Annotated in this window: 20 protein-coding genes; 11 read left to right on the top strand and 9 right to left on the bottom strand. The window is 71.6% G+C overall.

Translation table 11 applies throughout. The annotated features are described in order from the left end of the window. The first annotated feature begins 14 nt into the window (after window positions 1-14). The 5 genes from ABFX51_RS28100 to ABFX51_RS28080 all read left to right on the top strand — a co-directional run bounded on the left by ABFX51_RS28100 (window position 15) and on the right by ABFX51_RS28080 (window position 4,718). Complete coding sequence (locus tag ABFX51_RS28100; protein ID WP_245782992.1) at window positions 15-737, top strand: CoA transferase subunit A; 723 nt, start codon at window positions 15-17, stop codon at window positions 735-737. A gap of 2 nt (window positions 738-739) precedes the next feature. After that, window positions 740-1,381, top strand: a complete 642-nt coding sequence (locus ABFX51_RS28095) for a CoA transferase subunit B (protein ID WP_346055444.1) — start codon at window positions 740-742, stop codon at window positions 1,379-1,381. Window positions 1,382-1,696: 315 nt separating this feature from the next. After that, the gene (locus tag ABFX51_RS28090) at window positions 1,697-3,292 is read left to right on the top strand and encodes a PP2C family protein-serine/threonine phosphatase (protein ID WP_245782991.1); all 1,596 of its coding nucleotides are present in this window, start codon (window positions 1,697-1,699) and stop codon (window positions 3,290-3,292) included. Next, window positions 3,289-4,359: a cobalamin B12-binding domain-containing protein gene (locus ABFX51_RS28085; RefSeq protein WP_091505743.1), complete on the top strand. Its 1,071-nt coding sequence runs from the start codon at window positions 3,289-3,291 to the stop codon at window positions 4,357-4,359. Before ABFX51_RS28090 ends, ABFX51_RS28085 begins: the two co-directional genes overlap by 4 nt. Continuing rightward, a complete protein-coding gene (locus ABFX51_RS28080; protein WP_091505742.1) occupies window positions 4,356-4,718 on the top strand; it encodes an STAS domain-containing protein in 363 nt (120 codons plus the stop codon). Before ABFX51_RS28085 ends, ABFX51_RS28080 begins: the two co-directional genes overlap by 4 nt. A 3-nt stretch (window positions 4,719-4,721) precedes the next feature. On the opposite strand, the gene ABFX51_RS28075 is transcribed toward ABFX51_RS28080, so the two are convergent. Continuing rightward, window positions 4,722-5,048: a DUF8129 domain-containing protein gene (locus tag ABFX51_RS28075; RefSeq protein ID WP_091505740.1), complete on the bottom strand. Its 327-nt coding sequence runs from the start codon at window positions 5,046-5,048 to the stop codon at window positions 4,722-4,724. A 171-nt stretch (window positions 5,049-5,219) separates the two neighbouring features. Beyond that, the gene (locus tag ABFX51_RS28070; protein ID WP_091505738.1) at window positions 5,220-7,502 is read right to left on the bottom strand and encodes a chitobiase/beta-hexosaminidase C-terminal domain-containing protein; all 2,283 of its coding nucleotides are present in this window, start codon (window positions 7,500-7,502) and stop codon (window positions 5,220-5,222) included. Window positions 7,503-8,428: 926 nt separating this feature from the next. Between ABFX51_RS28070 and ABFX51_RS28065 the strand changes: the two genes are divergently transcribed. Further along, window positions 8,429-8,929 carry an NUDIX hydrolase gene (locus tag ABFX51_RS28065; RefSeq protein WP_091505737.1) on the top strand — a complete coding sequence of 167 codons (501 nt, stop codon included), beginning with the start codon at window positions 8,429-8,431 and terminating at the stop codon, window positions 8,927-8,929. A 240-nt stretch (window positions 8,930-9,169) separates the two neighbouring features. Here ABFX51_RS28065 and ABFX51_RS28060 read toward each other — a convergent pair whose 3' ends face one another. After that, window positions 9,170-11,320 (bottom strand): glycoside hydrolase family 15 protein, encoded by a 2,151-nt coding sequence (locus ABFX51_RS28060; RefSeq protein ID WP_346055443.1) that lies wholly within the window; start codon window positions 11,318-11,320, stop codon window positions 9,170-9,172. Window positions 11,321-11,427: 107 nt separating this feature from the next. Here ABFX51_RS28060 and ABFX51_RS28055 point away from each other — a divergent pair, with 107 nt between their 5' ends. Then, window positions 11,428-12,720: an MFS transporter gene (locus ABFX51_RS28055; RefSeq protein WP_346055442.1), complete on the top strand. Its 1,293-nt coding sequence runs from the start codon at window positions 11,428-11,430 to the stop codon at window positions 12,718-12,720. Here the strand turns inward: ABFX51_RS28055 and ABFX51_RS28050 are convergent. Together ABFX51_RS28050 and ABFX51_RS28045 are read right to left on the bottom strand one after the other, a co-directional pair. Continuing rightward, window positions 12,638-13,378, bottom strand: a complete 741-nt coding sequence (locus tag ABFX51_RS28050) for an alpha/beta hydrolase (protein ID WP_346055441.1) — start codon at window positions 13,376-13,378, stop codon at window positions 12,638-12,640. The two genes, ABFX51_RS28055 and ABFX51_RS28050, sit on opposite strands and share 83 nt — an antisense overlap. Before the next feature lie 16 nt (window positions 13,379-13,394). Next, a complete protein-coding gene (locus ABFX51_RS28045) occupies window positions 13,395-14,309 on the bottom strand; it encodes a helix-turn-helix domain-containing protein (protein WP_346055440.1) in 915 nt (304 codons plus the stop codon). A gap of 177 nt (window positions 14,310-14,486) precedes the next feature. Between ABFX51_RS28045 and ABFX51_RS28040 the strand changes: the two genes are divergently transcribed. Together ABFX51_RS28040 and ABFX51_RS28035 are read left to right on the top strand one after the other, a co-directional pair. Continuing rightward, a complete protein-coding gene (locus ABFX51_RS28040) occupies window positions 14,487-14,870 on the top strand; it encodes a YchJ family protein (protein ID WP_346055439.1) in 384 nt (127 codons plus the stop codon). Between the two features lie 56 nt (window positions 14,871-14,926). Then, window positions 14,927-15,343, top strand: coding sequence for an SRPBCC family protein (locus tag ABFX51_RS28035; RefSeq protein ID WP_346055438.1), 417 nt, complete (start codon window positions 14,927-14,929; stop codon window positions 15,341-15,343). Between the two features lie 956 nt (window positions 15,344-16,299). Here the strand turns inward: ABFX51_RS28035 and ABFX51_RS28030 are convergent. Beyond that, on the bottom strand, window positions 16,300-17,094 hold the full coding sequence (locus tag ABFX51_RS28030; protein ID WP_091505726.1) for an SDR family NAD(P)-dependent oxidoreductase: 795 nt from the start codon (window positions 17,092-17,094) through the stop codon (window positions 16,300-16,302). An 80-nt stretch (window positions 17,095-17,174) separates the two neighbouring features. Here ABFX51_RS28030 and ABFX51_RS28025 point away from each other — a divergent pair, with 80 nt between their 5' ends. After that, window positions 17,175-18,059, top strand: a complete 885-nt coding sequence (locus tag ABFX51_RS28025) for a GNAT family N-acetyltransferase (protein WP_346055437.1) — start codon at window positions 17,175-17,177, stop codon at window positions 18,057-18,059. Between the two features lie 10 nt (window positions 18,060-18,069). Beyond that, the gene (locus ABFX51_RS28020) at window positions 18,070-19,011 is read left to right on the top strand and encodes a glycosyltransferase family 9 protein (RefSeq protein ID WP_346055436.1); all 942 of its coding nucleotides are present in this window, start codon (window positions 18,070-18,072) and stop codon (window positions 19,009-19,011) included. On the opposite strand, the gene ABFX51_RS28015 is transcribed toward ABFX51_RS28020, so the two are convergent. The 3 genes from ABFX51_RS28015 to ABFX51_RS28005 are packed head-to-tail and all read right to left on the bottom strand — an operon-like array spanning window position 19,008 to window position 21,711. Continuing rightward, complete coding sequence (locus tag ABFX51_RS28015) at window positions 19,008-20,033, bottom strand: NAD(P)-dependent alcohol dehydrogenase (protein ID WP_091505722.1); 1,026 nt, start codon at window positions 20,031-20,033, stop codon at window positions 19,008-19,010. The two genes, ABFX51_RS28020 and ABFX51_RS28015, sit on opposite strands and share 4 nt — an antisense overlap. After that, window positions 20,030-20,701, bottom strand: a complete 672-nt coding sequence (locus ABFX51_RS28010) for an iron-sulfur cluster assembly protein (RefSeq protein WP_346055435.1) — start codon at window positions 20,699-20,701, stop codon at window positions 20,030-20,032. The genes ABFX51_RS28015 and ABFX51_RS28010 overlap by 4 nt, the downstream gene beginning before the upstream one ends. After that, the gene (locus ABFX51_RS28005; protein WP_346055434.1) at window positions 20,698-21,711 is read right to left on the bottom strand and encodes an amidohydrolase family protein; all 1,014 of its coding nucleotides are present in this window, start codon (window positions 21,709-21,711) and stop codon (window positions 20,698-20,700) included. The genes ABFX51_RS28010 and ABFX51_RS28005 overlap by 4 nt, the downstream gene beginning before the upstream one ends. Window positions 21,712-21,726: the final 15 nt, after the last annotated feature.

The raw sequence follows: 21,726 nt of genomic DNA, 5'->3' as shown, positions 1-21,726 counted from the left end.
GCTGCACTGCCGCTGTGTCCAACGAGCGAACGAAGCAGTACGGCAGCGCGGCCGACGCATTGGCGGACGTGCTCACCGACGGGATCACCATCGCGGTCGGCGGGTTCGGGCTCAGCGGTAACCCGAACGACCTGATCGAGGCCGTCCGCGACTCGGGGGTCCGCGACCTGACGATCGTGTCCAACAACATGGGTGTCGACGGCAAGGGACTCGGCCTGCTGCTGGAGAACCGGCAGGTCCGCAAGGTGATCGCCTCGTACGTGGGCGAGAACAAGCTGTTCGCGCAGCAGTACCTCGACGGCGAACTGGAGGTCGAGTTCGCCCCGCAGGGCACGCTCGCCGAGCGGATGCGCGCGGGCGGGGCAGGCATCCCCGCGTTCTACACCGCGACCGGCGTCGGCACCCCGGTCGCCGAGGGCAAGCCGCACGCCGAGTTCGACGGCCGCACCTACGTGCAGGAGCGGGGCATCGTCGCGGACCTCGCGCTGGTGCACGCCCACACCGCCGACCGGGCGGGCAACCTCGTCTACCGCAAGACCTCGCGCAACTTCAACCCGCTGGTCGCGACGTGCGGGCGGGTCTGCGTGGCGGAGACGGAGGTGCTGCTCGACGGCTACGTGGACCCGGACCTGGTGATCACGCCCGGCGTGTTCGTGGACCGGCTGGTGGTGGCCCGCGAGCGGGTCAAGGAGATCGAGAAGCTGACGGTCCGCCCGCGGGCCGGGGCGGAGGCGTGAGCATGGGCTGGAGCAGGGACGAGATGGCGGCGCTGGCCGCGCGCGAGCTGTCCGACGGCGACTACGTCAACCTCGGCATCGGCATCCCGACGCTGGTAGCCAACCACATCCCCGACGACGTGCACGTGACGCTGCAGAGCGAGAACGGCATCCTCGGCCTGGGCCCGTTCCCCTTCGAGGGCGACGAGGACCCCGACCTGATCAACGCGGGCAAGCAGACCGTGACGGTCGTGCCGGGCGCCAGTTTCTTCGACTCCGCCACGTCGTTCGCGATGATCCGCGGTGGGCACGTCGACCTGGCGATCCTCGGCGCCCTGCAGGTCGCCGCGAACGGGGACCTCGCCAACTGGACGGTGCCCGGCGCGCTGGTCAAGGGCATGGGCGGGGCGATGGACCTGGTGGCGGGCACGAAGCGGATCGTGGTGCTCACCGACCACGTGGCCAAGGACGGCACGCCCAAGATCGTCGAGAAGTGCACGCTGCCGCTCACCGGAGCCGGCGTCGTGGACCGGATCATCACCGATCTCGCCGTCCTGGACGTCACGCCGGCCGGACTGCGCCTGGTGCGCACCGCTCCCGGCGTGTCGCTCGACGACGTCCGGGAGCGCACGGCGGCTCCGGTGGCGGCGCCCGCGTACGTGTGACCTGCGATAAGTCACCTTGAGTCACGCAAGGTGAGAACGAGTGATCTTCCCTTTCTTTGTCTCACCCGAACGTGTAGATAGAGACCCGATCGATCTACTAGTAGTGTCTCGCTTGCCCGGGACGGGTGACCTTCCAATCTTCCTGCTCGGGCCCGGGCCCCGCCGTCTCCCCTGCCGTCGGGGCCCGGTCACGACTTCCCGCAGGTCGCGGCGCGGCCGGTTGCGACCGGTACCCGCGCTGGGGGATGCTGGATGGGTTCTCGCTCGTCTCCCCAGCGCTGGAAGGAGTGCGGCCGCCCCGCGTGCCGCTGTGGTTTGACTGATTCCGAGCGTCTCGCTCGTCCGTCCCCCGTCGTAGGAGATCCCGGCTGGGATTCCGCGCCCTGTCCAGCCGTCGTGGTGGACGGCGGCGGGCTGGCGCTCGCCGCCAACGAGCGCGCCCGGCTGCTGTTCCCGCCCGGCCCCCTGCCCGAGTGGCTCGGCGCGGCACACGCGGCCGGAGCCGCCACCGCCGCCGGGCTGGTCGGCCAGCGCAGCTTCGAGGGGCACGCCGCGCCACACGGGAACGGTTGCGTCACCTGGTGGCTCGTCGAGGACACCGAACTCCGCCAGGCCCGCGAAGCGCTGCGGATCGAACGGACGCGCGCGGAGTTCCTCAGCGAGGCCTCCACGGCGCTGCTCGGGTCGCTGAACCTGGAGCGGTGCATGGAGGTCGCGGCCCGGCTCGCCGCCGAGCACCTCGCGGACGCCGCACTCGTGATCTCCCCCGCCCAGCGGTCCCGCCACCCCGTGACGCGCTGCGCCCGGGGCGAGCGGCCGGTGCACGCCCAGCTGGAGTTCGAACCCGACGAGCTGCCCGGCCTCGGCGAGGCGCTGCAGGGCTTCCCGCCGGTGCCCTCGCGCTGGATCGACCCGGCCGCCGCGCCGGACTGGCTGGTCCCGCCGGACTTCGGTGAGCTCGGGGCGATCGTGGTGACCCCGCTGCCCGGGCACGGCGTGCCCGCGGGCGCGCTGGTCCTGCTGCGCCGGGCGGAGCAGCCCGTGTTCAGCGAGGACGAGGAGATCTTCGCGCGGCTGTTCGCCTCCCGTTCCGGCGCCGCGATGTCGGCGGCACGCGTGTTCGCGCAGCAGGCGTCGATCACCGAGACGCTCATGCGGGACCTGCTGCCGCCGCCGCTGGAGCACGTCGCGGGCGTCGAGTTCGCCGGCGGTTACCGCCCGTCGCAGGACAGCGAGCACGTCGGCGGCGACTTCTACGACGTCCACCCCGGGTCCGACGGCGAGTCGCTCGCCGTGCTCGGGGACGTGTGCGGCAAGGGCCTGGAGGCCGCCCTGCTCACCGGGAAGATCCGCAACACGCTGCACGCCCTGCTGCCGATGGCCGGTGACCACCACCGGGTGCTCAGCCTGCTCAACGGCGCGCTGCTCAGCTCGCACAGCACCCGCTTCGTCACGCTGGTGCTGGCTTCGGCCTCGCGGGACGGCGCCGGGGTGCGGCTGCGGCTCACCGCCGCCGGGCACCTGCCGCCGCTGGTCGTGCGCGCGAACGGGCAGGTCGAGGAGGCCGAGACGGCGGGCACCCTCGTCGGCGTGCTTCCCGAGATCACGACCACCACCGCCGAGCTGACGCTGGGTCCCGGCGAGACGTGCCTGCTCTACACGGACGGGATCACCGAGGCCCGTGGCGGTCCCCTCGGCGGCGAACTGTTCGGCGAGGAGCGGCTGCGCCGGGCGCTGACCGAGTGCGGCGGGATGCCCGCCGAGGCCGTGGTGGAGCGCGTCCAGATGCTCGCGACCCAGTGGATCGGCCGCAACTCGCACGACGACATGGCGGTGCTCGCGATCACCGCCCCGCGGGGGCAGCACCTGACCGCCGTGGGAGGTCATGGACGGGGCAGGTACACGGCGTGACCACCTCCCTGGCGCCCGAAGTCGTGCACGCCGGACGGCTGTGGGAAGCGGTGCACGACGGCGACGAGTACGCGGCGGGCGAGGTCGTGCTGGCCGCGCTCGAAGCGGGGCTGGACGCCGAGACCGTCCTGCTCGACGTGATCGCCGCCGTGCAGCGCAAGGTCGGCGAGGAATGGGCCGCGAACCGGCTCAGCGTCGCGCAGGAACACGCCGCCACCGCGATCAACGAACGGGTCATCGGCACGCTCGCGCACACCGCCGAGCGGGTTCCGGCGACCCGGGGCCGTGTCACGGTGACGTGCGTGGACGGCGAGTGGCACGCGCTGCCCGCCCGGCTCCTCGCGGAAGTGCTGCGGCTGCGCGGGTTCCGCGTGGACTACCTCGGCGCGCAGGTGCCGTCGCCGCACCTGATCACCCACCTGCACCGCACCGGCCCGGACGCGGTGGCGCTGTCCAGTTCGATCCCGACCCGGCTGCCGGCCGCGCACGCGACGATCACCGCGTGCCAGGCGGCGGGCGTCCCGGTGATCGCGGGCGGCGCGGCGTTCGGCCCCGACGGGCGGTACGCGCGGCTGCTGGGTGCGGAGGCGTGGGCGTCGGATGCACGGGCCGCGGCCGACCGCCTGGTGCGGGCACCGTTGCCGCAGCCGCGTGCCGGGCACCAGCCCATCGACGACCTGCCGCACCTCGCGGACCAGGAGTACACGCTGCTGAGCCGCTCGGCCCCGCGGCTGGTGAAGGCGGTGTACACCGGCCTGGAGCAGCGGATTCCGGCGATGCGGACGTACACCGAGCAGCAGCGCCAGTACGCGGCCGAGGACCTCGCGCACCTCGTCGATTTCCTCGCGACCGCCCTCTACACCGGTGACGTCGAGCTGTTCACCGGGTTCCTCGGGTGGACGGGGCGCATCCTGTCCGCACGAGGCGTGCCCGCCGCGTCGCTGCTGCCCGCGCTGGACCTGCTCGGCGCGGAGTTGCGCGACTTCCCCCGCGCGACCGGATTCATCGAGCGCGCCCGTGGGTACCTCTCGGGCGATCCCGTCCCCGGACCCGGAAAGACCGCATGAGCACACCTCGCCCGCTGACCTGCACCTGGACCCTGCTCGATCCGCACACCGGCTGTGTCGCGGTCGACGGCGACCTCGACTACGACAACGCGGACCAGCTGCTCTACGAGGTCACCGAGCGGCTCGGCGGGGCGCCCGGCCTGCGGGCGGTGCGGCTGGACTGCACGCGGCTGAGCTTCTGCGACTCCTACGGCCTGTCCACGCTGCTGATGATCCACCGGCAGCTGCGCGACGCGGACGTCGTGCTGCACCTGGACAACCGGCAGCCGGGCCTGAACAGGCTCCTGCAGCGCACGAACACCCTCACGCACTTCACCGGGCCGGCGGCCGTGGCGCAGGAGCGCTCGGACCCGTCCTGAGGATCAGGGCCGGCCGCGCTTCGGGGTCAGGCCCGCCACACCCTCGCGCAGCGGCGTGCTGCCCTCGGCCGCGGTCGCTTCGCTCACGGGGGAACCGCCGGGCGTGGCGCTCGCGCCGGGAGCGTTTTCGGGGTGGCCGGGTGACGGCTGCGCACCGCTCTCGAGCTCGGCGAGCCGGGCCCGCAGCACCTCCAGCACCGCGACGCGGTTGCCGTGGGCGCACTCGTGTTCGACGACGGCCCGCAGCTGCGGCTCGGTGAGCGAACGGATGCGGTGGCGCAGGTTGCCGAGCGGGATCTGGTCGTAGTCGGCCAGCGGCAGGTCCGCCATGGTTCCTCCTCCTGTCGGCGTCCGCCCGAACCTACCCGGGCCGGCGGAGCGGAAAACCCCGGGCGGCCGGAAATCCCGGATCAGGCGCCGGCCACGCCGCGACGCCCCGGTGCGGGGTCCCTCCCCCGGCCCCCACCCCGGAGGAGGGACCCCGCACCGCATCTGGAGCCGTCAGGGGTAGCTCACGAGGTTGCTCGGCGTCGTCCCCGAGGGCGTGACCGCTCCCGTGTCGTTGATGATGTGTGTGATCGTGCCCTGGTAGTTGAGCGAAACCGTGGCGAGGCTGTGGAACCGCACGCCCGCGGTGTTCGGCACCTCGAACGCGTGGTAGGCGTTGACCGACGGGTTGGTGTTGAAGAAGCAGTAGCTGCCCAGCCCCCACGCCTCGTGGCTGGTGACTCCGGGTGCGACCTTGTACGCCGCGTACCCGTTCACCCCGCTGTTCCACGAGGCCTGGTTCGGCACGTCGTAGGGCATTTCGTTCTGGAAGAAGATGGTCCTGCCGTTCTGCCCGTTCCAGACGACCTCGTACTTCTGGTAGTGCTCGACGAACAGGCCGGTGGCGATCACGTTGGCGCCGTTGACGAGCAGGCCGGTGTCGGCCGTGTTGACCGTCCAGCCGACGGTGCCCGCGTTCCCGTGATCGGCCCGCCACGCCCAGATGTGGTCGATGATCGTGTCGTTGCTGTTGACCACCAGGCTCGTCGTCGCCTTGCCGGCCAGCTGCCCGCCGATGCGGAAGAACACGTCCTGGATGCTCACCGGGTTGCCGGCGTGGCTCGTGCCCGAACCCTGCGTGCCCACCGTCAGCAGCGCCGCCGAGTTCACGGTGCCGGCGTCGAACAGCAGGCCCTTGAGCCGGACTCCGTCCACATCGGACACGTGCATGGCGTCGACCCCGTTGTCCGGCACCAGCGTCGGGTAGCCGATGCCGAGGACGACGGTGTTCGCGCGGGTCACGTTGAGCGTCTGGTTCAGGTGGTAGACGCCGGGCGTGAAGAACAGGTCGCAGCCCGAGGCGAGCGCGTTGTTGATCGACGCGGCGGTGTCGCCCGGTTTGACGACGTAGAACTGGCTCATCGGCAGCGAGGTGCCCGGCGTGCTGCCGTTGGCCCAGCTCGGTCCGGAGGCGTTGGTGCGCAGGGAAGGCAGGAACACGCGGTACTTGCCGCTGCCGTCGAGGTAGAGGTACGGCACGTCGCGGGAGACCGGTGTGGTGGCCAGGGTGGTTTCGGGCGGGTTGGGGAACGTGGTCGGCGGTGCGCCCGTCGTGCCGGAGAAGACCATGTTCCACACGCCGCCGGACCAGCTGCCGAGGCTGCTGTCCCGCGTGTACCACTGCTGTTGCGAAACCGAGGCCGCCTGGCCGGAGACGCGCGTGTCGGCGACGTAGCCGCCGCTGGCCCAGCCGTAGCTCGCCGGGTACAGCTGCAGGCCGCCCCGCACGTCGATGCGGCGGAACGGCGCGGCCTGCGCGACGGCCCACCGGTCGGATCCGCTCGACGGGTTGATGGCGAGGTTCTCGGCGGAGCGCCAGAAGTTCTGCGTCGCGTTCCCGGCGTCGGAGGCGTTGAAGGCGTCCACGGTGACGTCGCCGTTGATGGTCACGTCACCCGGGTTCTGCCCCAGGCCCGCGACGGAGGTGTAGTAGCCGACGTTGTCGTGCACGGAGTACGTGCCGGGCTTGAACAGGTGGGCGACGCGGCCGTTGGAGAACTGGGCGGTCTGGGTGTCCTTCAGCGCGTTGAAGTCCGCGTCGAGCTGGGACTGGATGCTCGCCGACGACATCGACGGGTCGAAGATGCGCACGTTCGACCCGAAGTTCGGGACGTCGGGTTGCGCAGGGCAGGTGGCCGAAGCCAGGCCGATCGTGTAGGTCGCGGTGACGACCGCGGAGTCGGCGAGCCCGCTCTTCACGCCGATGGCCTTCACGGTCGTGGTCTTCGCGATGCTCAGCGGTGCGCTGTACAGCGGCGAGGAGGCGGTAGGCGTGGAACCGTCCACTGTGTACCGGATCTGCGCCCCGGCGGTGGCGACGCTCAGGGTGACGGTTTGCGCCGTGGCGAAGGTGCCCCCGCCGGGGCTGAAGACCGGTGCCGCCACGGAGGTCGTGCCGGAGCCCTGCGTGTACGTGTAGTGCGGTGAGTCGTACTGCGGGCCGTTCTTTTCGTAGGTGAACCAGTACTCGAGGGTGGTGCCGCTGCTCAGGGAGCTGACGGTGTGCTGCCACGTGCCGGAGTTGTTGGTCATCCGGACGTTCTGCTGGCCCGTGCCGTTGACGAGGTAGTGCACGTCGACGTAGGCCGCCGGGGTGACGGGGGTGAACGAGATCTGCGCCCGGCCGGCGTCGAGCTGCGTGATGCTCTGCGTGTAGTCCGTCTCGGCACTCGCGACCCCGCCCAGCAAGAGGGACAGCAAAGCGGCGAGCAGCAGTACGCCCAGCCTCCGTGGCATGGCACACCTCCCGGCGTCAGTGGACTAGACCATAGAGCAGCGGTCGGCGGCCGCACACCTCCAGGCAGGTGACATCGGTTCAGTTCTCGGTGCGGCGGGGGTGGGCTACGTGACGGACAGACGGATGGCATGGCGGGGCGGGGCTGGGGCCGGGGCGGGGTGGGGGCGGACGCTTGGATGGCATGACGGGGCTGGGAGCGGGCGTGGATGCCGTGGCGAGGGCGCGGATCGCATCGCGAGGCGGGGTTCGGATGGCATGCCGGGCGGGGCGAGGGCCAGCGCTCGGATAGGCACGGCGAGGCCGGAAGCACGGCCAGCGGTTACGTGGCGGGCTCGTGTGGGTCAGCGGTTCGGTGGCCGGCGCTCGGACGGCATGGAGGGCGGGGCGACAAGGCTTCAGCGGAGGGCAGCTGGAAGCAGGGCAACGGTTCCGTGGCGGGCGCGGGATGGCGTACCGGGAATCGGAGCGGGGCAGCGAGGTCGTAGCGAACGGAGCCAGCGACCGGGCTCGCCCCGAACCGATGGCGGGTCCCATCGGCCTCGCCAGCGCAACCAAGCGCCGTCCACCGGCCGCGCCCCTCAACCAGCCGAGAAGCCCATCGCCCCCTACCGACGGCAACTCCACCCGCCTCGCCGCGCAACCAACCGCGAATCCCACCCGCCTCGCTGCAGCAACCGGCCACAGACCCCGCCCCCCTCACCCCGCAACCCCATCGCCTCGCAACCAACCGCGAATCCCACCGACCTCCTCCGCAACCGGCCGCAGCCCCCACCGACCGTGCCGCCCAACCGACTGCCGTGCCCGGCGACCGCCATTCCGCGGTGTCGGCTGCCCGGTGGCAGCAGCCCCTTCCCGACTACCGGCCGTCGATCCCACCTGGCCAACCCTGTCCGCGCTGCCGGGTACGTCGTGCTTGACTGGCGGCATGATCGAACGCTACCGGCGGCGCTCGGCGCGCGTGCTGTTGCTCGACGAGCGGGACCGGCTGTTGTTGTTCCACGGCCTGCTGAACTTCCGCGATCCGTCCGGCGGCTACTACTGGCTCACGCCCGGTGGCGGCGTGGACCGGGGCGAGACGCCGGCCGAAGCCGCGGCGCGGGAGCTGCGCGAGGAAACCGGGCTTATCCGCACACCGGACCAGCTCGGCCCGGTCGTCGCGCACACGTCGGGTTACGCCGAGTTCGACTGGGCACGGGGCATCTTCCGCGACGACTTCTTCTTCCACCGCGTCGACGCGCACGACGTCGACACCAGCGGCTGGGAAGCGGGCGAAAGCCGCTACCTCGTCGGGCACCACTGGTGGCCGATCGACGAATTGGCGGGGATTTCCGAGCCCGTCTACCCCTTCGGGCTCGCCGCGCTGGTCCGCGACCTCGCCGACGGCCGGATGCCCGCCGAGCCGGTCCAGCTGCCGTGGCATCACTGACCGGTCGTGGCCGCACCGGCAGCGTGCCCGCCAAGCCGTCCGGGCTGCTGTGGAAGCACTGGCGTCAGAGATGCGGCCACAACTGGCCATCGAGCTCGTCCCGGCTGCTGTGGCGGCACTCGGCGTTCGTGGCCGTGCCGACGGCGACATTCCCAGGAACGACCAGCCCGCCAGGAACGCTACGCGGCCGCCCGCTATCCGAGCCCACCGAGCCGCCGTCGCATCGGTCATCGATCACGGTCATCGGAGGTATCGTCTTGCCACCACCTCCGGGTACTCCACCGGCCGTCCCTTGTGGACGGACCACGCTAGGCGCAGGTACTGGGCGTGGGTCCACGCCAGCGGTGTCGCCGACGCTGTGGGCGTGCCTGGGCGCACTCGCGGGTACGGCGAGTTCGTGTCCCACACCTGCTCCGGCAACAACCCCGTCGGGCCCGCGCACTTCGCCATATCGGCGAGCCGTCCTGCGGCGGCGGCGCGTTGGCCCTGCAGCAATTCGTACTCCCCGCGCTCCCCGGCGAAGATCGGCCACAGGCGGCCGTACGTGCGCTGCAGATCTGGCCGGTTCACGTCCCACGGCCCGCCGTCGGCCTGCTCCCCGTAGCCGTCGCTGCTGTAGCGGTGCCAGTGCCGCCCCGACGGCGTGAGCGTCGAGATCTGCGCGTCGACAACCGCGAGGGAGTTGCGCACGATCACGTCGTCCGCTCGCTTGATACCGAGCCGCACCAGTTCCAGGAAACCCGCGTCCACGACCGCTCGCTGGTCGACCTCGCCGGGGTTGTTGTTGCCCAGGTTGTACGTCGTTCCCGCGTCCGGGTTGCCGTCCTTCGTCAGGCGTGTGTAGTACGGCCGCGGCGAGTACGGGCCGGTGTGCGTGACCGTCCAGCCGTCCACGGCGGCGGCCCACTCGTCGGCCGCCGAGAGGTAGCGTGTGGCATCGCGGCCCGCCCGTTCCAGCAGGTCCGCCAGACACACCAACCCCGCGATCACCGACGCGATCGTGGACGGCGAATACCCGTTCTGCTCCTCCCAGCGCTCCTGTTCCGTCCACGGCGAGTGGTGCCCGTCCTTGCTGAAGGACAACAGGAAATCCCCGCCGCGGGCGAGCTTGTCCAGCGTCGGCCCGTCGTGCCGGTCGAGCAGCCACGCCAGCAGCATGGGCGCGGCCGTCTCGTCCAGCTGGACGGACGTCCAGAACGGCTCCCCCGCGACCGTCGTGTTCTGCGCCCAGTGCCCGTCCGGCTGCTGGATGCGCAGCAGGTAGTCCAGCGCGCGCTCGGCGGCGGCACGGTCACCGGCGGCGAGCAGACCCGTCGCGATCTGGTACAGGTCACGCGGCCACACCAGGTGGTACGAACCGTATTCCGGCGCCACCGCCCGATCGAAGCCGAAGGCCCACGGCATGCTCGGCGAAGCGATGAACGCTCCCGGGTTCCGCTTGTCCTCGCTGCACGCGAGCGCGAGCACGGAGACGCTGTGCAACCTCGCGTCGGCCTCCTTCGGCGCGGCGGGCAGGCCCGCGAGGTACCGGCGCCAGCCCGCGGCGTACGCGGCCGACACAGCGGGAAAACCCCGCGACAACGACGTCCGCGCCGCGCGCACCGCCTCGTCCGGTGCCGCACCGAACCCGAGCGCGACGAGTTCCCGCGTGCGCGCCCGGCCGTCCAGGCGCAGGCGCCCGAGCTGCACGACGTTGCCCGGCCCGGCCGTCGCGTAGTGGTGCGCGAGCCTGCCCCGGTTGGCGGACAGCTCCGTCCAGCCGTCGTTGACCCCGGCGTAGCCCACCGTCGACTCCGCGAAACCGCCCGCGGCCAGCACCGCGCTCGCCGTGACCGAATCCGTCGCGACGAGCGCGCCGCCGAGCGGGAAAGCGCTGTCCGCCGTACCCTCGCCACCCAGCGCCGGATCGTGCAGCACGAACACGTGCAGCGGGCGGGTGGCGTGGAACTCCACCTCCAGCAGCACACTCGCCCGCTCGGGATCCGTCACGTACCGCGTGCTCAACGTCCAGCCGCTGCCCGTCGCGGTCTGGCGGTACGCCGGAACGCGGGGATCGGGCAGCTCGGTGCGGTGCGCGACGTCGGACACGCGCTCGACGAAGGACTGCCCATCGGTCACGATCCACTGCGTCTCACGGCTGGCCGGCGTGCTCAGATCCGGGTGGTACACCTCGGAAAGCCGCCCGCCCTGCAACGTGAACCACACCGGGCTCGCCGACCGCGCCGTGCCGAAACCGAGCTTGTCGGCCGGCGTGAACGTCGTGTCCGCGCCAGGTCCGCCGGGCGCGGCGGAACCCGGCTGCGCGCCCGCCACCGCGGGCAGCGGTGCCGCCGCCGCTGTCACCCCCACCAGTGCCGCCGCCCGGAGGAACTTCCGTCTCGAAGTCGCCATGGTCGTTCAGCTAACTCCTGATCCGGGCCGGACTCAATCCAACTAAAGACAGATTTTCTCGGGGGTTCATCCGTGCCATCATCGGTGGTGACACGAGGGGGGTGAGCATGAACCAGCTGCGGCGCGTCGCGGTGGCGAGCGCGATCGGGACGACCATCGAGTGGTACGACTACTTCATTTACAGCACGGCCACGGCGCTCGTCTTCGGCAAGCTGTTCTTCAGCACGCTCTCCCCCGCGTCCGGCACGCTGGCCGCGTTCGCCACGCTGGGGGTCGGGTTCCTCGCCCGGCCCGTCGGCGGCATCGTGTGGGGCCACTTCGGCGACCGCGTCGGGCGCAAGGCGATGCTCGTGCTTTCCCTGCTGCTCATGGGTTTCGCGACGGTCGGGGTCGGTCTGCTGCCTACCTACGGCACGGCCGGTGTGCTCGCCCCGGTGCTGCTGCTCGTGCTGCGGCTGCTGCAGGGACTGTCCGCGGGCGGCGAATGGGGCGGCGCCGCCCTGATGGCCGTCGAGCACGCGCCGGAGCGGCACCGCGGGCGGTACGGCTCCTTCTCCCAGATCGGCGTGCCCGCCGGGCTGATACTGGCGCAGCTGGTGTTCTTCGTGCTCACGAACGCGCTCAGCCAGGAGCAGTTCCGCGACTGGGGCTGGCGGCTGCCGTTCCTGTTCAGCATCCTGCTGGTCGCCGTCGGACTGGTGATCCGCTTGCGGCTGGAGGAAACCCCGGTGTTCGCCGCGCTGGAGCGGGAGCAGGCGCGTGCGAGCCGCCCGATCGTCGAGGTGCTGCGGGAGAAGCCGCGCGAAGTGCTGGTGGCGTCGGGGAGTTTCATCGCCAACACCGCGATCGGGTACGTGTTCCTCGCGTACCTGTTGTCGTACGGAACGTCGGTGCTGAAACTGAGCAACGCCACGATGCTCGTGGTGGTGATCATCGGCAGCGTCACGTGGCTCGCGAGCATCGTGGCGGCGGCGACGTGGTCCGACCGCGTGGGGCGAAAGCCCGTGTACCTGTGGGGTTCGGTGCTGCTCGTGCTGTGGCCGGTGCCGTTCTTCCTGCTCGTCGACACGCGCCAGCCCGTGTTGCTCGTCGTCGCGGTCGTCGTGCTCAACATCGGGCTCGGCGCGACGTACGGGCCGCAGTCGGCGCTGTACTCGGAGCTGTTCGAGCCGCGCCACCGGTACAGCGGCGCGTCGTTCTCCTACGCGGTGGGAGCGGTGCTGGGCGGCGGGTTCGCCCCGCTGATCGCGACCGCGCTGCGCAACGCGACCGGCACCTCGCTGTCGGTCTCGCTGTACATGGTCGCGGTGGCGTTGCTCAGCCTGGGCGCCGTGCTGGCCTTCCGGCCGCCTCGAGCTCGCGCAGCACCCGAGGCCACGCTGCGCTCTCCGGGTCGATGAGCTCGAAGTGCGCGATGCCCGGCAGCAGCACCAGTCGGACGCGCGGATGGGAGTCTACATAGGACTTACTTACTGACGACGGTACGCCGGTGTCTTCGGTGCCGTGAACCAGCGCCACGGGTGCGGCGGGCTCGTCGAGCCGGACGGGGTCGAGGTCGGGACGGGTTTCGGCGGGGCCGCCGAGGAACGCGCGCACCGCGCCGTCGCCCAGGTTCGCGTCGTCCGCCTGCCGCAGGTCGGCGACCGGGGCGAGCGCGACCGTGCCCAGCAGCCCGGCGGGCGGGCATGTCACCGCGACCCACAGCGCGAGGTGGCCGCCCGCGGAATGCCCTGCGAGCACGACACCCTCCCCCGGCAGCTCGCCGGGCAGGAACTCCAGCGCTCGCTTGACGTCCTCGGTGCAGGCGTCGGGGTTTCCCGGCTCACGCCGGTACTCCAGGGACGCGACCGGCCACCCCTCGGCACGCAACGCCGCGGCCATCGGCCGGGTGTGCGTGCGGTCGTAGCGCGGGCGCCAGAAACCGCCGTGGATCAGGACAAGAGCGGGGTGACGGACCTCGCGCGGGCGCCAGATGTCGGCCGCCTGGTCCGGACTCGCCCCGTACCGGACGACTTCGTCGGGGTCAGGGCCCGGCCTGCCGAGAATGGAACGGTCCATGAGTCCACTCTAGACTTCAACCGAAGCTGTATAGCGCGTCACGCAGGAACAAGCGCGTCTCGGCCGGGGGCAACGCCGCGGTGGTGGCCCGTCGCCACAGCGTCTCGTAGTGCCGCACCTCGTCGCTCCACGCCAGCTCGTTGCCCTTGCGCGTGAAGGCGAAGTCGAGGTGACCCGGTTCCTGCCCGGGCAGTGGCGGGGCGGCGAGGCGCAGCAGCACGAACCGCTCCAGGATTCCGGTTTCCGGGATCGCCGTGGACCGCAGCGGCCGCGGCAGGAACGGCACGATCTGGATCACCACGTTGGGCCACTTCTTGGACAACGAGATGATGTGCTCGATCTGGTCGCGCATCACGGCTTTGCTGCCCTGCACACGCCGTACGCACGACTCGCTGAGCACGACGTGCACCTGCGGCGGGTCGTCGCGGAACAGCACCTGCTCCTGCCGCGCGAGCCGTGCCTTGATCGCGTGCGGGGTGGCGCTGGCCGTCCCGGCTCCGTGCGGGAACTCGGCCTCCATGTAGCCGCGGGACTGGAGCAGTTCGGGGATCTGCTCCGTCGCGACGTGCCGGATGAGCGCCGCGTCCTCTTCGAGGTCGATGTAGCGGCGGTACGGCTCGGAGTAGATGGAACGGTACCCGGACCAGCGGCCGCGCTGGGAGGTGTCGGCCTGCAGCCGCAGTGCGAGTTCGGCGATTTCGCCGTCCTCCACGCCGTAGACGGACAGCAGGCGGTTCAGGTCGTCGACCTCGATCCCGGTGTCACCGCTCTCCAGTCTGGCGATCTTGTTCTGCACGCTGCCCGCGCTGGACCGCGGCCAGACGGACGCTCCCGCGTCGCGCTGCGTGATGCCGCCGCGTTCCCGCAGATGGCGCAGCAGCGCGGCGAGTTGCAGTTTCCGGGCGGTGGGGGTGCGGGCCCGTGAAGACACAGGGTTCACTATCTTCCGCTTCTGCCGGCATCGGGCTGACTCCGCATTCTCGCTGATGAGCGGTGGTCAGGCAAGGTGGTCGCGTGCCCGCTGGAATTGCGCGGAGCTGGAAGTTTTCGGGGAGTTTCGGCCGGATCCGCGCACCCGCGTCCACTGTGGAATCCGTAGGATGGCCCCGTGATCGACGACGAGACGCGCTGCCCGTGTGGTTCCGGGGAGACCTACGGGGCGTGCTGCGGCAGGCTGCACCGCGGTGAGGCGAGCGCGAGCACTGCCGAACAGCTCATGCGCTCGCGGTTCAGCGCTTTCGCCGCGGGCGAAACGGATTACCTGTTGCGGACTTGGCATCCGCGCACGCGCCCGGCGACGCTGGAGCTGGACCCCGGCCTGCGGTGGACACGGCTCGACGTGCTGTCCGCTTCGGGCGGGTTGTTCGACTCGGCGGGCGAAGTGGAGTTCCGCGCGCACTACCGGCAGGACGGGCGGCCCGGCTCGATGCACGAGCGCAGCACGTTCACGCGCGTGGACGGGCAGTGGGTGTACGTGTCGGCGGTGGAGTAGCTCCTGAACGCCGACCAACGGGCGTAGGCCCGGCAGCGAGTGGGTACGTCGGAGGCATGGCCGAATTCGAACGGGAGCGCGCGATGCCCGCGCCCGCAGAGCAGGTGTTCGCCGTGGCCGCCGACGTCGACCGGCTGAACCGGTGGCTGCCCGGCACGATCAGTGTGCACCCGGCCGAGCCGCCGGGTCTCGACGTGGACGTGCACGACCCGGACGGGGACCGCGAAGCGCCCGGCATCCTCGCCGCCCGGCGTGACCAGCTGCGGCTGGAGTGGGGCAGGCGCGGCAGCGGCGACTACACCGGCTGGCTGCAGGTCTCCTCCGCCGAGCAGGGCCGCAGCTACGCGACGCTGCACCTGTCCTTCCACGGTGACCAGCCCGCCAACCACGGCGGCCACCCGGCGGAGGAGGTGGCGCAGCGCCTGGACGAGGCGCTGGCCAAGCTGGCGGACCTGGTCTTGGCGGGGGCTTGACGCCTCCCGTCGGGGTGACGGCGGGGAGTGACACCATTGTGTAGTGCGCGGGCGGTGGGGCTGGCGTGGCACCACGGCCCGGGGCGCGAGGCGGGGCTCGGTGAGGTTGGAGCCCGCCGGGGGCGTGGGGCCAGTTCGGCGGCGGCCGGGAGCGCGGCGGGCCGCGGGGGCCATTCGGGCGGAGGCTGCCGCCCAGCCGAGCCACGGACCACCCCGGCGCAGGCCCAAGCCCGCCGGGGACCTGGGGCCATTTCGGCGCAGGTCCGGAGCGCGGCGGGCGCGGGGGCCATCCGGGCGGAGGCTGCCGCCCAGCCGAGCCACGGACCACCCCGGCGCAGGCCCGAGCCCGCCGGGGGCCCGGGGCCATTCGGCCGAGGCCGCGGCGGGCCACGGGACCATCCGGGCGGAAGGCCGCAGCCCGGCCGAGCCACGGGCCTCCCGGCGCACGCCGCAGCCCGACGGAACCACGCTACTTCCGCGCAGGCCGGAGTCCGCGTGGGCGGGACGGTATCGGCGGCGTCCTGGCGCCCGTGGGCGGGCCACGGAACGGTGGGTCCTGACACGGCCACGGGGACCAGGCGGGGCGTGACAGACCGCCGGGCCCGGCGGGGGCAGGACACATCCGCCGAGGGGCATGGAGCTGGTGTCGGGGCGCCCCCGGAAGCTACGGACGTGTCAGCGGGGCCTGCCCTCGCCAGGTGCCACGGAACCGTCGCTGCGGCACGTCACCCGCCGGGCCACAGGACCCCGGCGGGAGCACGACCACCCCCGCGGATCACAGGACCCCGGCGGGAGCACGACCACCCCCGCGGATCACAGGACACCGGCGGGAGCACGACACACCGCTGCGGGCCACAGGACCCCGGTGAGGCGCGACACCCCACCGGGCCACAGGACCCCGGCGCGAGCGCGACACCCCACCGGCCCACAGTCCCCGGGAGCGCGGCCCCCACGGGTCACGGGACGATGGAATCCACGTACCCGCCGTCGACGCGTACTGCTGCGCCTGTCGTCGCCGAGGCTTGGGGGGAGCTCAGGTACACCACCATGTTCGCGATCTCCTCGGGCTCTATCAGGCGCTGCAGCAGCGACTGCGGCCGGTGCCGCCGCATGAACTCGCGCTGTGCCTCGTCCCACGGGAGGTTCCTGTCGACCAGCTGGTAGACGAACTCCTCGACCCCACCGGTGTGCGTGGGCCCCGCGATGACCGCGTTCACCGTGACCCCGCTGCCCGCGGCCGCCTTCGCGAAACCGCGGGAAACGCCCAGCAGCGCCGTCTTCGACACGCCGTACTGGATCATCTCGGCGGGGATCACCACGGCCGAATCACTGGCGATGTACTGGATCCTGCCCCAGCCGCGCGTCATCATGCCCGGCAGGTACGCGCGCGTCAGCCGGACGGCCGCGAGCACGTTCACCTCGAAGTAGCGCCGCCACTCCTCGTCGGTGATCTCCAGCGGCGGGGTGGCGCCGAAGATGCCCAGGTTGTTCACGAGGATGTCCACAGTGGACAGTCGCTCGGTCACGGCGCGGGCGCCCTCCTCGGTCGCGACGTCCGCCGCCAGCGGGATGACGTCGGCGCCCTCCACCTCGGCCCGCAGCTGCTCCGCGGCCTTCGTCACGCTCGCCTCGGTGCGCCCGTTGACGGCGACCCGCGCGCCGGCGCGGGCCAGGCCCGCCGCGATCGCCGCACCGATCCCCTGCGTCGATCCCGTCACCAGCGCCGTCCTGCCTTCGAGCGACAACCGCATCCACCCGGCTCCTTTCCGTTACCCGCTTTCCGATGCTAGGACCCTGGAGTTCCGCCCGCTAGCTGACTAAGGTCAGATAAATGGACGAGCTCGCCGTGGTCCGCCGGTTCAACCGGACGGTGACGCAACGCGTCGGTGCCCTCAACGACGCCTACCTGTCACGGGACCGGCCGCTCGGCCAGGCCCGGGTCCTCTGGGAAATCGGGCCGAACGGCTGTGACGTGCGGGTCCTGCGGGAACGGCTCGACCTCGACTCCGGTTACCTGAGCAGGCTGTTGCGGGCGCTGGAGCACGCCGGGCTGGTGGTGGTCGGGCCCAGCGACGGCGACGGCCGCGCCCGCACCGCGCGGCTGACCCGGCGCGGCCGGGCCGAACGCGAAGCGCTCGACACCCGGTCGGACGAACTCGCGGCCTCGATACTCGCCCCGTTGAGCGAACGGCAGCGCACCCGGCTGGTCGACGCGATGGCCGAGGTCGAACGCCTGCTCACCGCCTCCACGGTCGAAGTCGCGGCCGTCGACCCGGGCGGGCCGGCGGCCCAGAAGTGCCTGGCGGCGTACTTCGCGGAGATCGGCGAGCGCTTCGACGACGGGTTCGAGCACGCCAGGTCCCTCACCCCCGACGAGACGGTGATGGCCCCGCCGGACGGGCTGTTCCTCGTCGCCACGCTGCACGGCGAGCCCGTGGGCTGCGGCGGTTTCGTGGTCCAGGACGATGGCGCCTCGGCGTACCTCAAGCGGATGTGGGTCTCGTCGGCCGTGCGGGGGCTGGGGCTCGGGCGGCGGCTGCTGGCCGAGCTGGAGCGACGGGCCGCGGCGGGTGGCGCGCGACGGGCCCGGCTGGAGACCAACCGCGCGCTGCGCGAAGCGATGGGGCTGTACCGGGCGGCGGGCTACGAGGAGGTGGCGCCGTTCAACGACGAGCCGTACGCGCACCACTGGTTCGAGAAGGAGCTTCCCGGGTAACGAGCGTTCCGTGAAGCACGTCGTCGCGTTCCGCCCGCTCAAGCTGGGCGATTTCCTGGTCGTCGTGCCCGCGTTGCGGGCGGTCCGGCGCGCGTGGCCGGAGCACGAGCTCGTGTTCGCCACCAACGAGTGGCTGCGCCCCGTCGTCGAGCTCGCCGGGTGTGTCGACACCCTGCTGCCGACACACGGGATGAAGCCGCTCGACGAGCGCTACGCGCACCCGGACGTCGCGGTCAACCTGCACGGCACGGGCCCGCACAGCACCGCGGTGCTCGACGCGCTGGAACCACGCCGCCGCATCGGGCATTCCGGGCATGGCTGGCCCGGGCCGGAGTGGCTCGACGACATCCACGAACGCGAGCGCTGGTGCCGGATGCTGCGCGCACACGGCATCCCGGCGGACCCGGACGACTTCCTGTTGCGACCGCCGCCGGTGCCCAGCCCCGCTCCCGGGGCCGTGCTCGTCCACCCCGGTGCGGCGTACGGGAGCAAGCGGTGGCCGTTGTCGCGGTACGCCGACGTGGTGCGGGAACTGCGGGGCGAGGGCTGCCGGGTGGTGCTGACGGGCTCGGCGGCGGAGCGCGAGCTGGCCATGGAACTCGCGACCAGAACAGGTTTGCCGCACGACGACGTGCTCGCCGGGGACACGGATCTGTCCACTTTGGCCGCACTCGTGGCCGCCGCACGCCTGGTCGTCTCGGGGGACACGGGGATCGCGCACCTGGCGTACGCGTACCGCACGCCGTCGGTGACGCTGTTCGGCCCGGTTTCGGCCCGGCACTGGGGACCGCCGGCGGACGGCCGGCACCGCGCGCTGTCCGCGGACGCCGACCGCCGCGGCGACCCGTTCGCCGCCGAGCCCGATCCGGCACTGCTCGGCGTGAGCACGGCCGAGGTGATCGCCGCCGCCGTCGCGCTCCTGGGCAGCCCCACAGGCGGCGGCCGCGGTTAGGGCACGAGGATCGCCCTGCCGCGGATGCGGCCCGCGTCCAGGTCGTCGATCGCGTCCTGGAAGCGGTCGAGCGGGTACTTCGTCGTGTGCAGCTTCACCTGGCCGCGCGCGGCGAGCACCATCAGCTCGCACAGGTCGGGGTAGCTGCCCACCAGGTTGCCGATGAAGTTGATCTCCGTCGAGATGATGTCGATCGTCGGTACGTCGAGGTTCTCGCCATAGCCGACGACGTGGTAGTCGCCCGCCCGGCGCAGCATCGCCACCCCGTCCCGCGTCGCGCCGCCCTCGCCGACGAAGTCGAGCACCACCTCCGCACCCTGCCCGCCGGTGAGGTCCAGCACCTCCTCGACGTGGTCCCCGTCCGCGACGACCCCGTGGTCCGCCCCGATCGCCACGGCGAGCTTCACCGCCTCCGGATTCCGGTCCACCACCACCAGTTCCGCGGCCGTGATCGCCTTCAGCACCTGGATCCCGATGTGCCCCAGCCCGCCCGCGCCGATCACCACGCACCGCGAGCCGGGCGGCAGGGTCCTGGCCGCCTTCGCCGCCGCGTGGTAGGCGGTCAGCCCGGCGTCGGCGAGCGCGGCGACGTCCGCGGGCTCCAGCGAGTCGTCGATCTTCACCACGCTCCGCGCCGACGTCTTCAGGTACTCCGCGTACCCGCCGTGGGTGTCGATGCCGGGGAACTGGCTCTGTACACAGTGGACATCGTCGCCGCGGCGGCACGCCGGGCACAGCCCGCAGGTGATCAACGGGTGCACGATCACCTTGTCCCCCTCCGCGACGTTGGTGACCGCGCTGCCGACGGCGTGCACCCACCCGGCGTTCTCGTGGCCGATCGTGTAGGGCAACGCCACTCCGGACTTCTCCGCCCACTGCCCTTCCAGGATGTGCAGGTCCGTCCGGCACACCCCGGCGCCGCCGATCTTCACGATGACGTCGAAGGGCCCGGTCACCTCGGGCTCGGGCACCTCGGCCGCCCGCAGCGGCTCGTGGTAGCCGACGACCTGGATGGCTTTCATGACGCTTGCTCCTTCATGTCGTAACGGGTGCGCAGCAGGCCCCGGCAGAAGTGCGCGTTGCCCTCGATCGAAATCCGGATGGAACGGGCGAACCTCAGGCGCAGCGGGATTTCCTCGCGCGGGTACGGGTGCCCGCGGTCGTCGACCAGCACGGGCTCGGCGGGACCGGTGCCGAACCCGAGCGCCTCCCGGCGGCGCAGCAGCGCGTGCGTCGCCGGGGTGTCCGGCAGGTCACCGAGGACGAGCCCGTGCAGTTCCGCGCCCTCGCGGGCGAACGGCGTCAGCGCACGCTCCATCGCCGCCGCGTGCGCCTTGCGCCGGAACGTCAGCCGCAGCTCGTCGAGGCTCGTGTCCGCCTCGTCGCCGAACGTGCCGCGGTAGCCCGCGTCGGCGGCCAGACCGCGGTTGATCAGGTCCGAGTCGTGGTGGTCGTCGAGGACCACTGTCACGCGCGGCGCCAGTTCCGCCAGCACGTCCTTCGCGTCGGACGCCATCAGGTAGGCGAAGTTCGGCGAGCAGAACGAGGACGGAAGTCGCAAGTGGACGATCAGCTCGTCCCCGGCTTGCTCGATCGAGTGCACGAAACCGAGGTCGGTGATCGGCTCGTCGAGCTCCGGGTCGTAGACGGAATTCAGCGCCTCACGCGCCTTGGCGACAAGCGAACTCATGCCACCGACACCGCCTGAGTCTCGACCTCGGGCAGCCGCAACGCTTCCGGCACTTCGATGTCGTACATCTTCGCCGCGTTCAGCCCGAGGATCTTCTTCTTCTGCGCCACGGTCAGCGGCGCGTACTCGGTCATGTCCTCCGGGATCTGGAAGTCCACGAACCGTTCGACCAGCCACCGCGGCGTCCACAGCGCGTAGTCGCTGGAGAACTGGATGCGGTCCTCGTCGAGCCAGTACAGCAGTTCGCCGATGATCTGCGCGAAGTACCGCGGCCGGGTGTGGATGAACGGGATCGCGACCGCGAGCCCGGCGTGCACGTTCGGCTCCTGGGTGGCGATCCAGCAGAAGTCCTCCAGCCGCGGCAGCCCGCAGTGCTCGACCACGAAGTTCAGGTCCGTGAAGTCCGTGGCGACCTTGTCCACGTCCGCGACGTCGAACGCGTCGCGGTCCAGCGGCCGGATCGTCGGCCCCTTGTGCACGTGGATGTTGCGGATGCCCAGTTCCTGGCAGGCTTCCAGGTACCGGTAGGTCCACGGGTCGTCGAGCTTGTAGCCGCGCGAATTCCCCTGCCACTCGGCGGTGTACAGCTTGACGCCCTTGAGCCCGAAGCGTTCCGCGTCACGCCTCAGCTGCCGCAGCCCGTCCTCGCCGAACCGCGGGTCGAAGTAGTGGTTGTAGGTCAGCTTGTCCGGATGTGCCTGCGCGAGCGCGAACGCCTCCTCGGTCTGGCCGAAACCCGTGCGGTAGAAGGCGCCGAGCCGGGCGGGCTGGAACACGGCGTGGTCGACGTAGCCGTCCTCGAAGAGGTCCTTCATCAGCCGCTCACCGCCGTAGTAGAGGTACTCCTCGTACGTCCACAGCTCGGATTCCGGGCTGAGGTTGCGGTGGTAGTCGTAGAAGCAGTCGATGAACTGCTTGCCGTGGATGTTCAGCTGGTTCTCCGGCCGCGCGTCCCACAGGGCGATGTGCGCGTCCACGATGAAGTACTGCTCGCCGTCCTTGGTGTACACGGGTCCTCCGTAGTC

The sequence above is a fragment of the Amycolatopsis dongchuanensis genome, from assembly GCF_039542405.1.
GTDB lineage: Bacteria > Actinomycetota > Actinomycetes > Mycobacteriales > Pseudonocardiaceae > Amycolatopsis_E > Amycolatopsis_E sacchari.
This window is presented reverse-complemented; position numbering and strand designations above follow the sequence as displayed.

Excerpts from the sequence above, each read along its gene's own strand:
- ABFX51_RS28065 (WP_091505737.1), top strand. The coding sequence starts at position 8,429 with ATGATCGAACGCTACCGGCGGCGCTCGGCGCGCGTGCTGTTGCTCGAC.
- ABFX51_RS28055 (WP_346055442.1), top strand. The coding sequence starts at position 11,428 with ATGAACCAGCTGCGGCGCGTCGCGGTGGCGAGCGCGATCGGGACGACC.
- ABFX51_RS28080 (WP_091505742.1), top strand. The coding sequence starts at position 4,356 with ATGAGCACACCTCGCCCGCTGACCTGCACCTGGACCCTGCTCGATCCG.
- ABFX51_RS28075 (WP_091505740.1), bottom strand. The coding sequence starts at position 5,048 with ATGGCGGACCTGCCGCTGGCCGACTACGACCAGATCCCGCTCGGCAAC.
- ABFX51_RS28025 (WP_346055437.1), top strand. The coding sequence starts at position 17,175 with ATGGACGAGCTCGCCGTGGTCCGCCGGTTCAACCGGACGGTGACGCAA.
- ABFX51_RS28010 (WP_346055435.1), bottom strand. The coding sequence starts at position 20,701 with ATGAGTTCGCTTGTCGCCAAGGCGCGTGAGGCGCTGAATTCCGTCTAC.
- ABFX51_RS28070 (WP_091505738.1), bottom strand. The coding sequence starts at position 7,502 with ATGCCACGGAGGCTGGGCGTACTGCTGCTCGCCGCTTTGCTGTCCCTC.
- ABFX51_RS28095 (WP_346055444.1), top strand. The coding sequence starts at position 740 with ATGGGCTGGAGCAGGGACGAGATGGCGGCGCTGGCCGCGCGCGAGCTG.
- ABFX51_RS28060 (WP_346055443.1), bottom strand. The coding sequence starts at position 11,320 with ATGGCGACTTCGAGACGGAAGTTCCTCCGGGCGGCGGCACTGGTGGGG.
- ABFX51_RS28030 (WP_091505726.1), bottom strand. The coding sequence starts at position 17,094 with ATGCGGTTGTCGCTCGAAGGCAGGACGGCGCTGGTGACGGGATCGACG.
- ABFX51_RS28050 (WP_346055441.1), bottom strand. The coding sequence starts at position 13,378 with ATGGACCGTTCCATTCTCGGCAGGCCGGGCCCTGACCCCGACGAAGTC.
- ABFX51_RS28015 (WP_091505722.1), bottom strand. The coding sequence starts at position 20,033 with ATGAAAGCCATCCAGGTCGTCGGCTACCACGAGCCGCTGCGGGCGGCC.
- ABFX51_RS28035 (WP_346055438.1), top strand. The coding sequence starts at position 14,927 with ATGGCCGAATTCGAACGGGAGCGCGCGATGCCCGCGCCCGCAGAGCAG.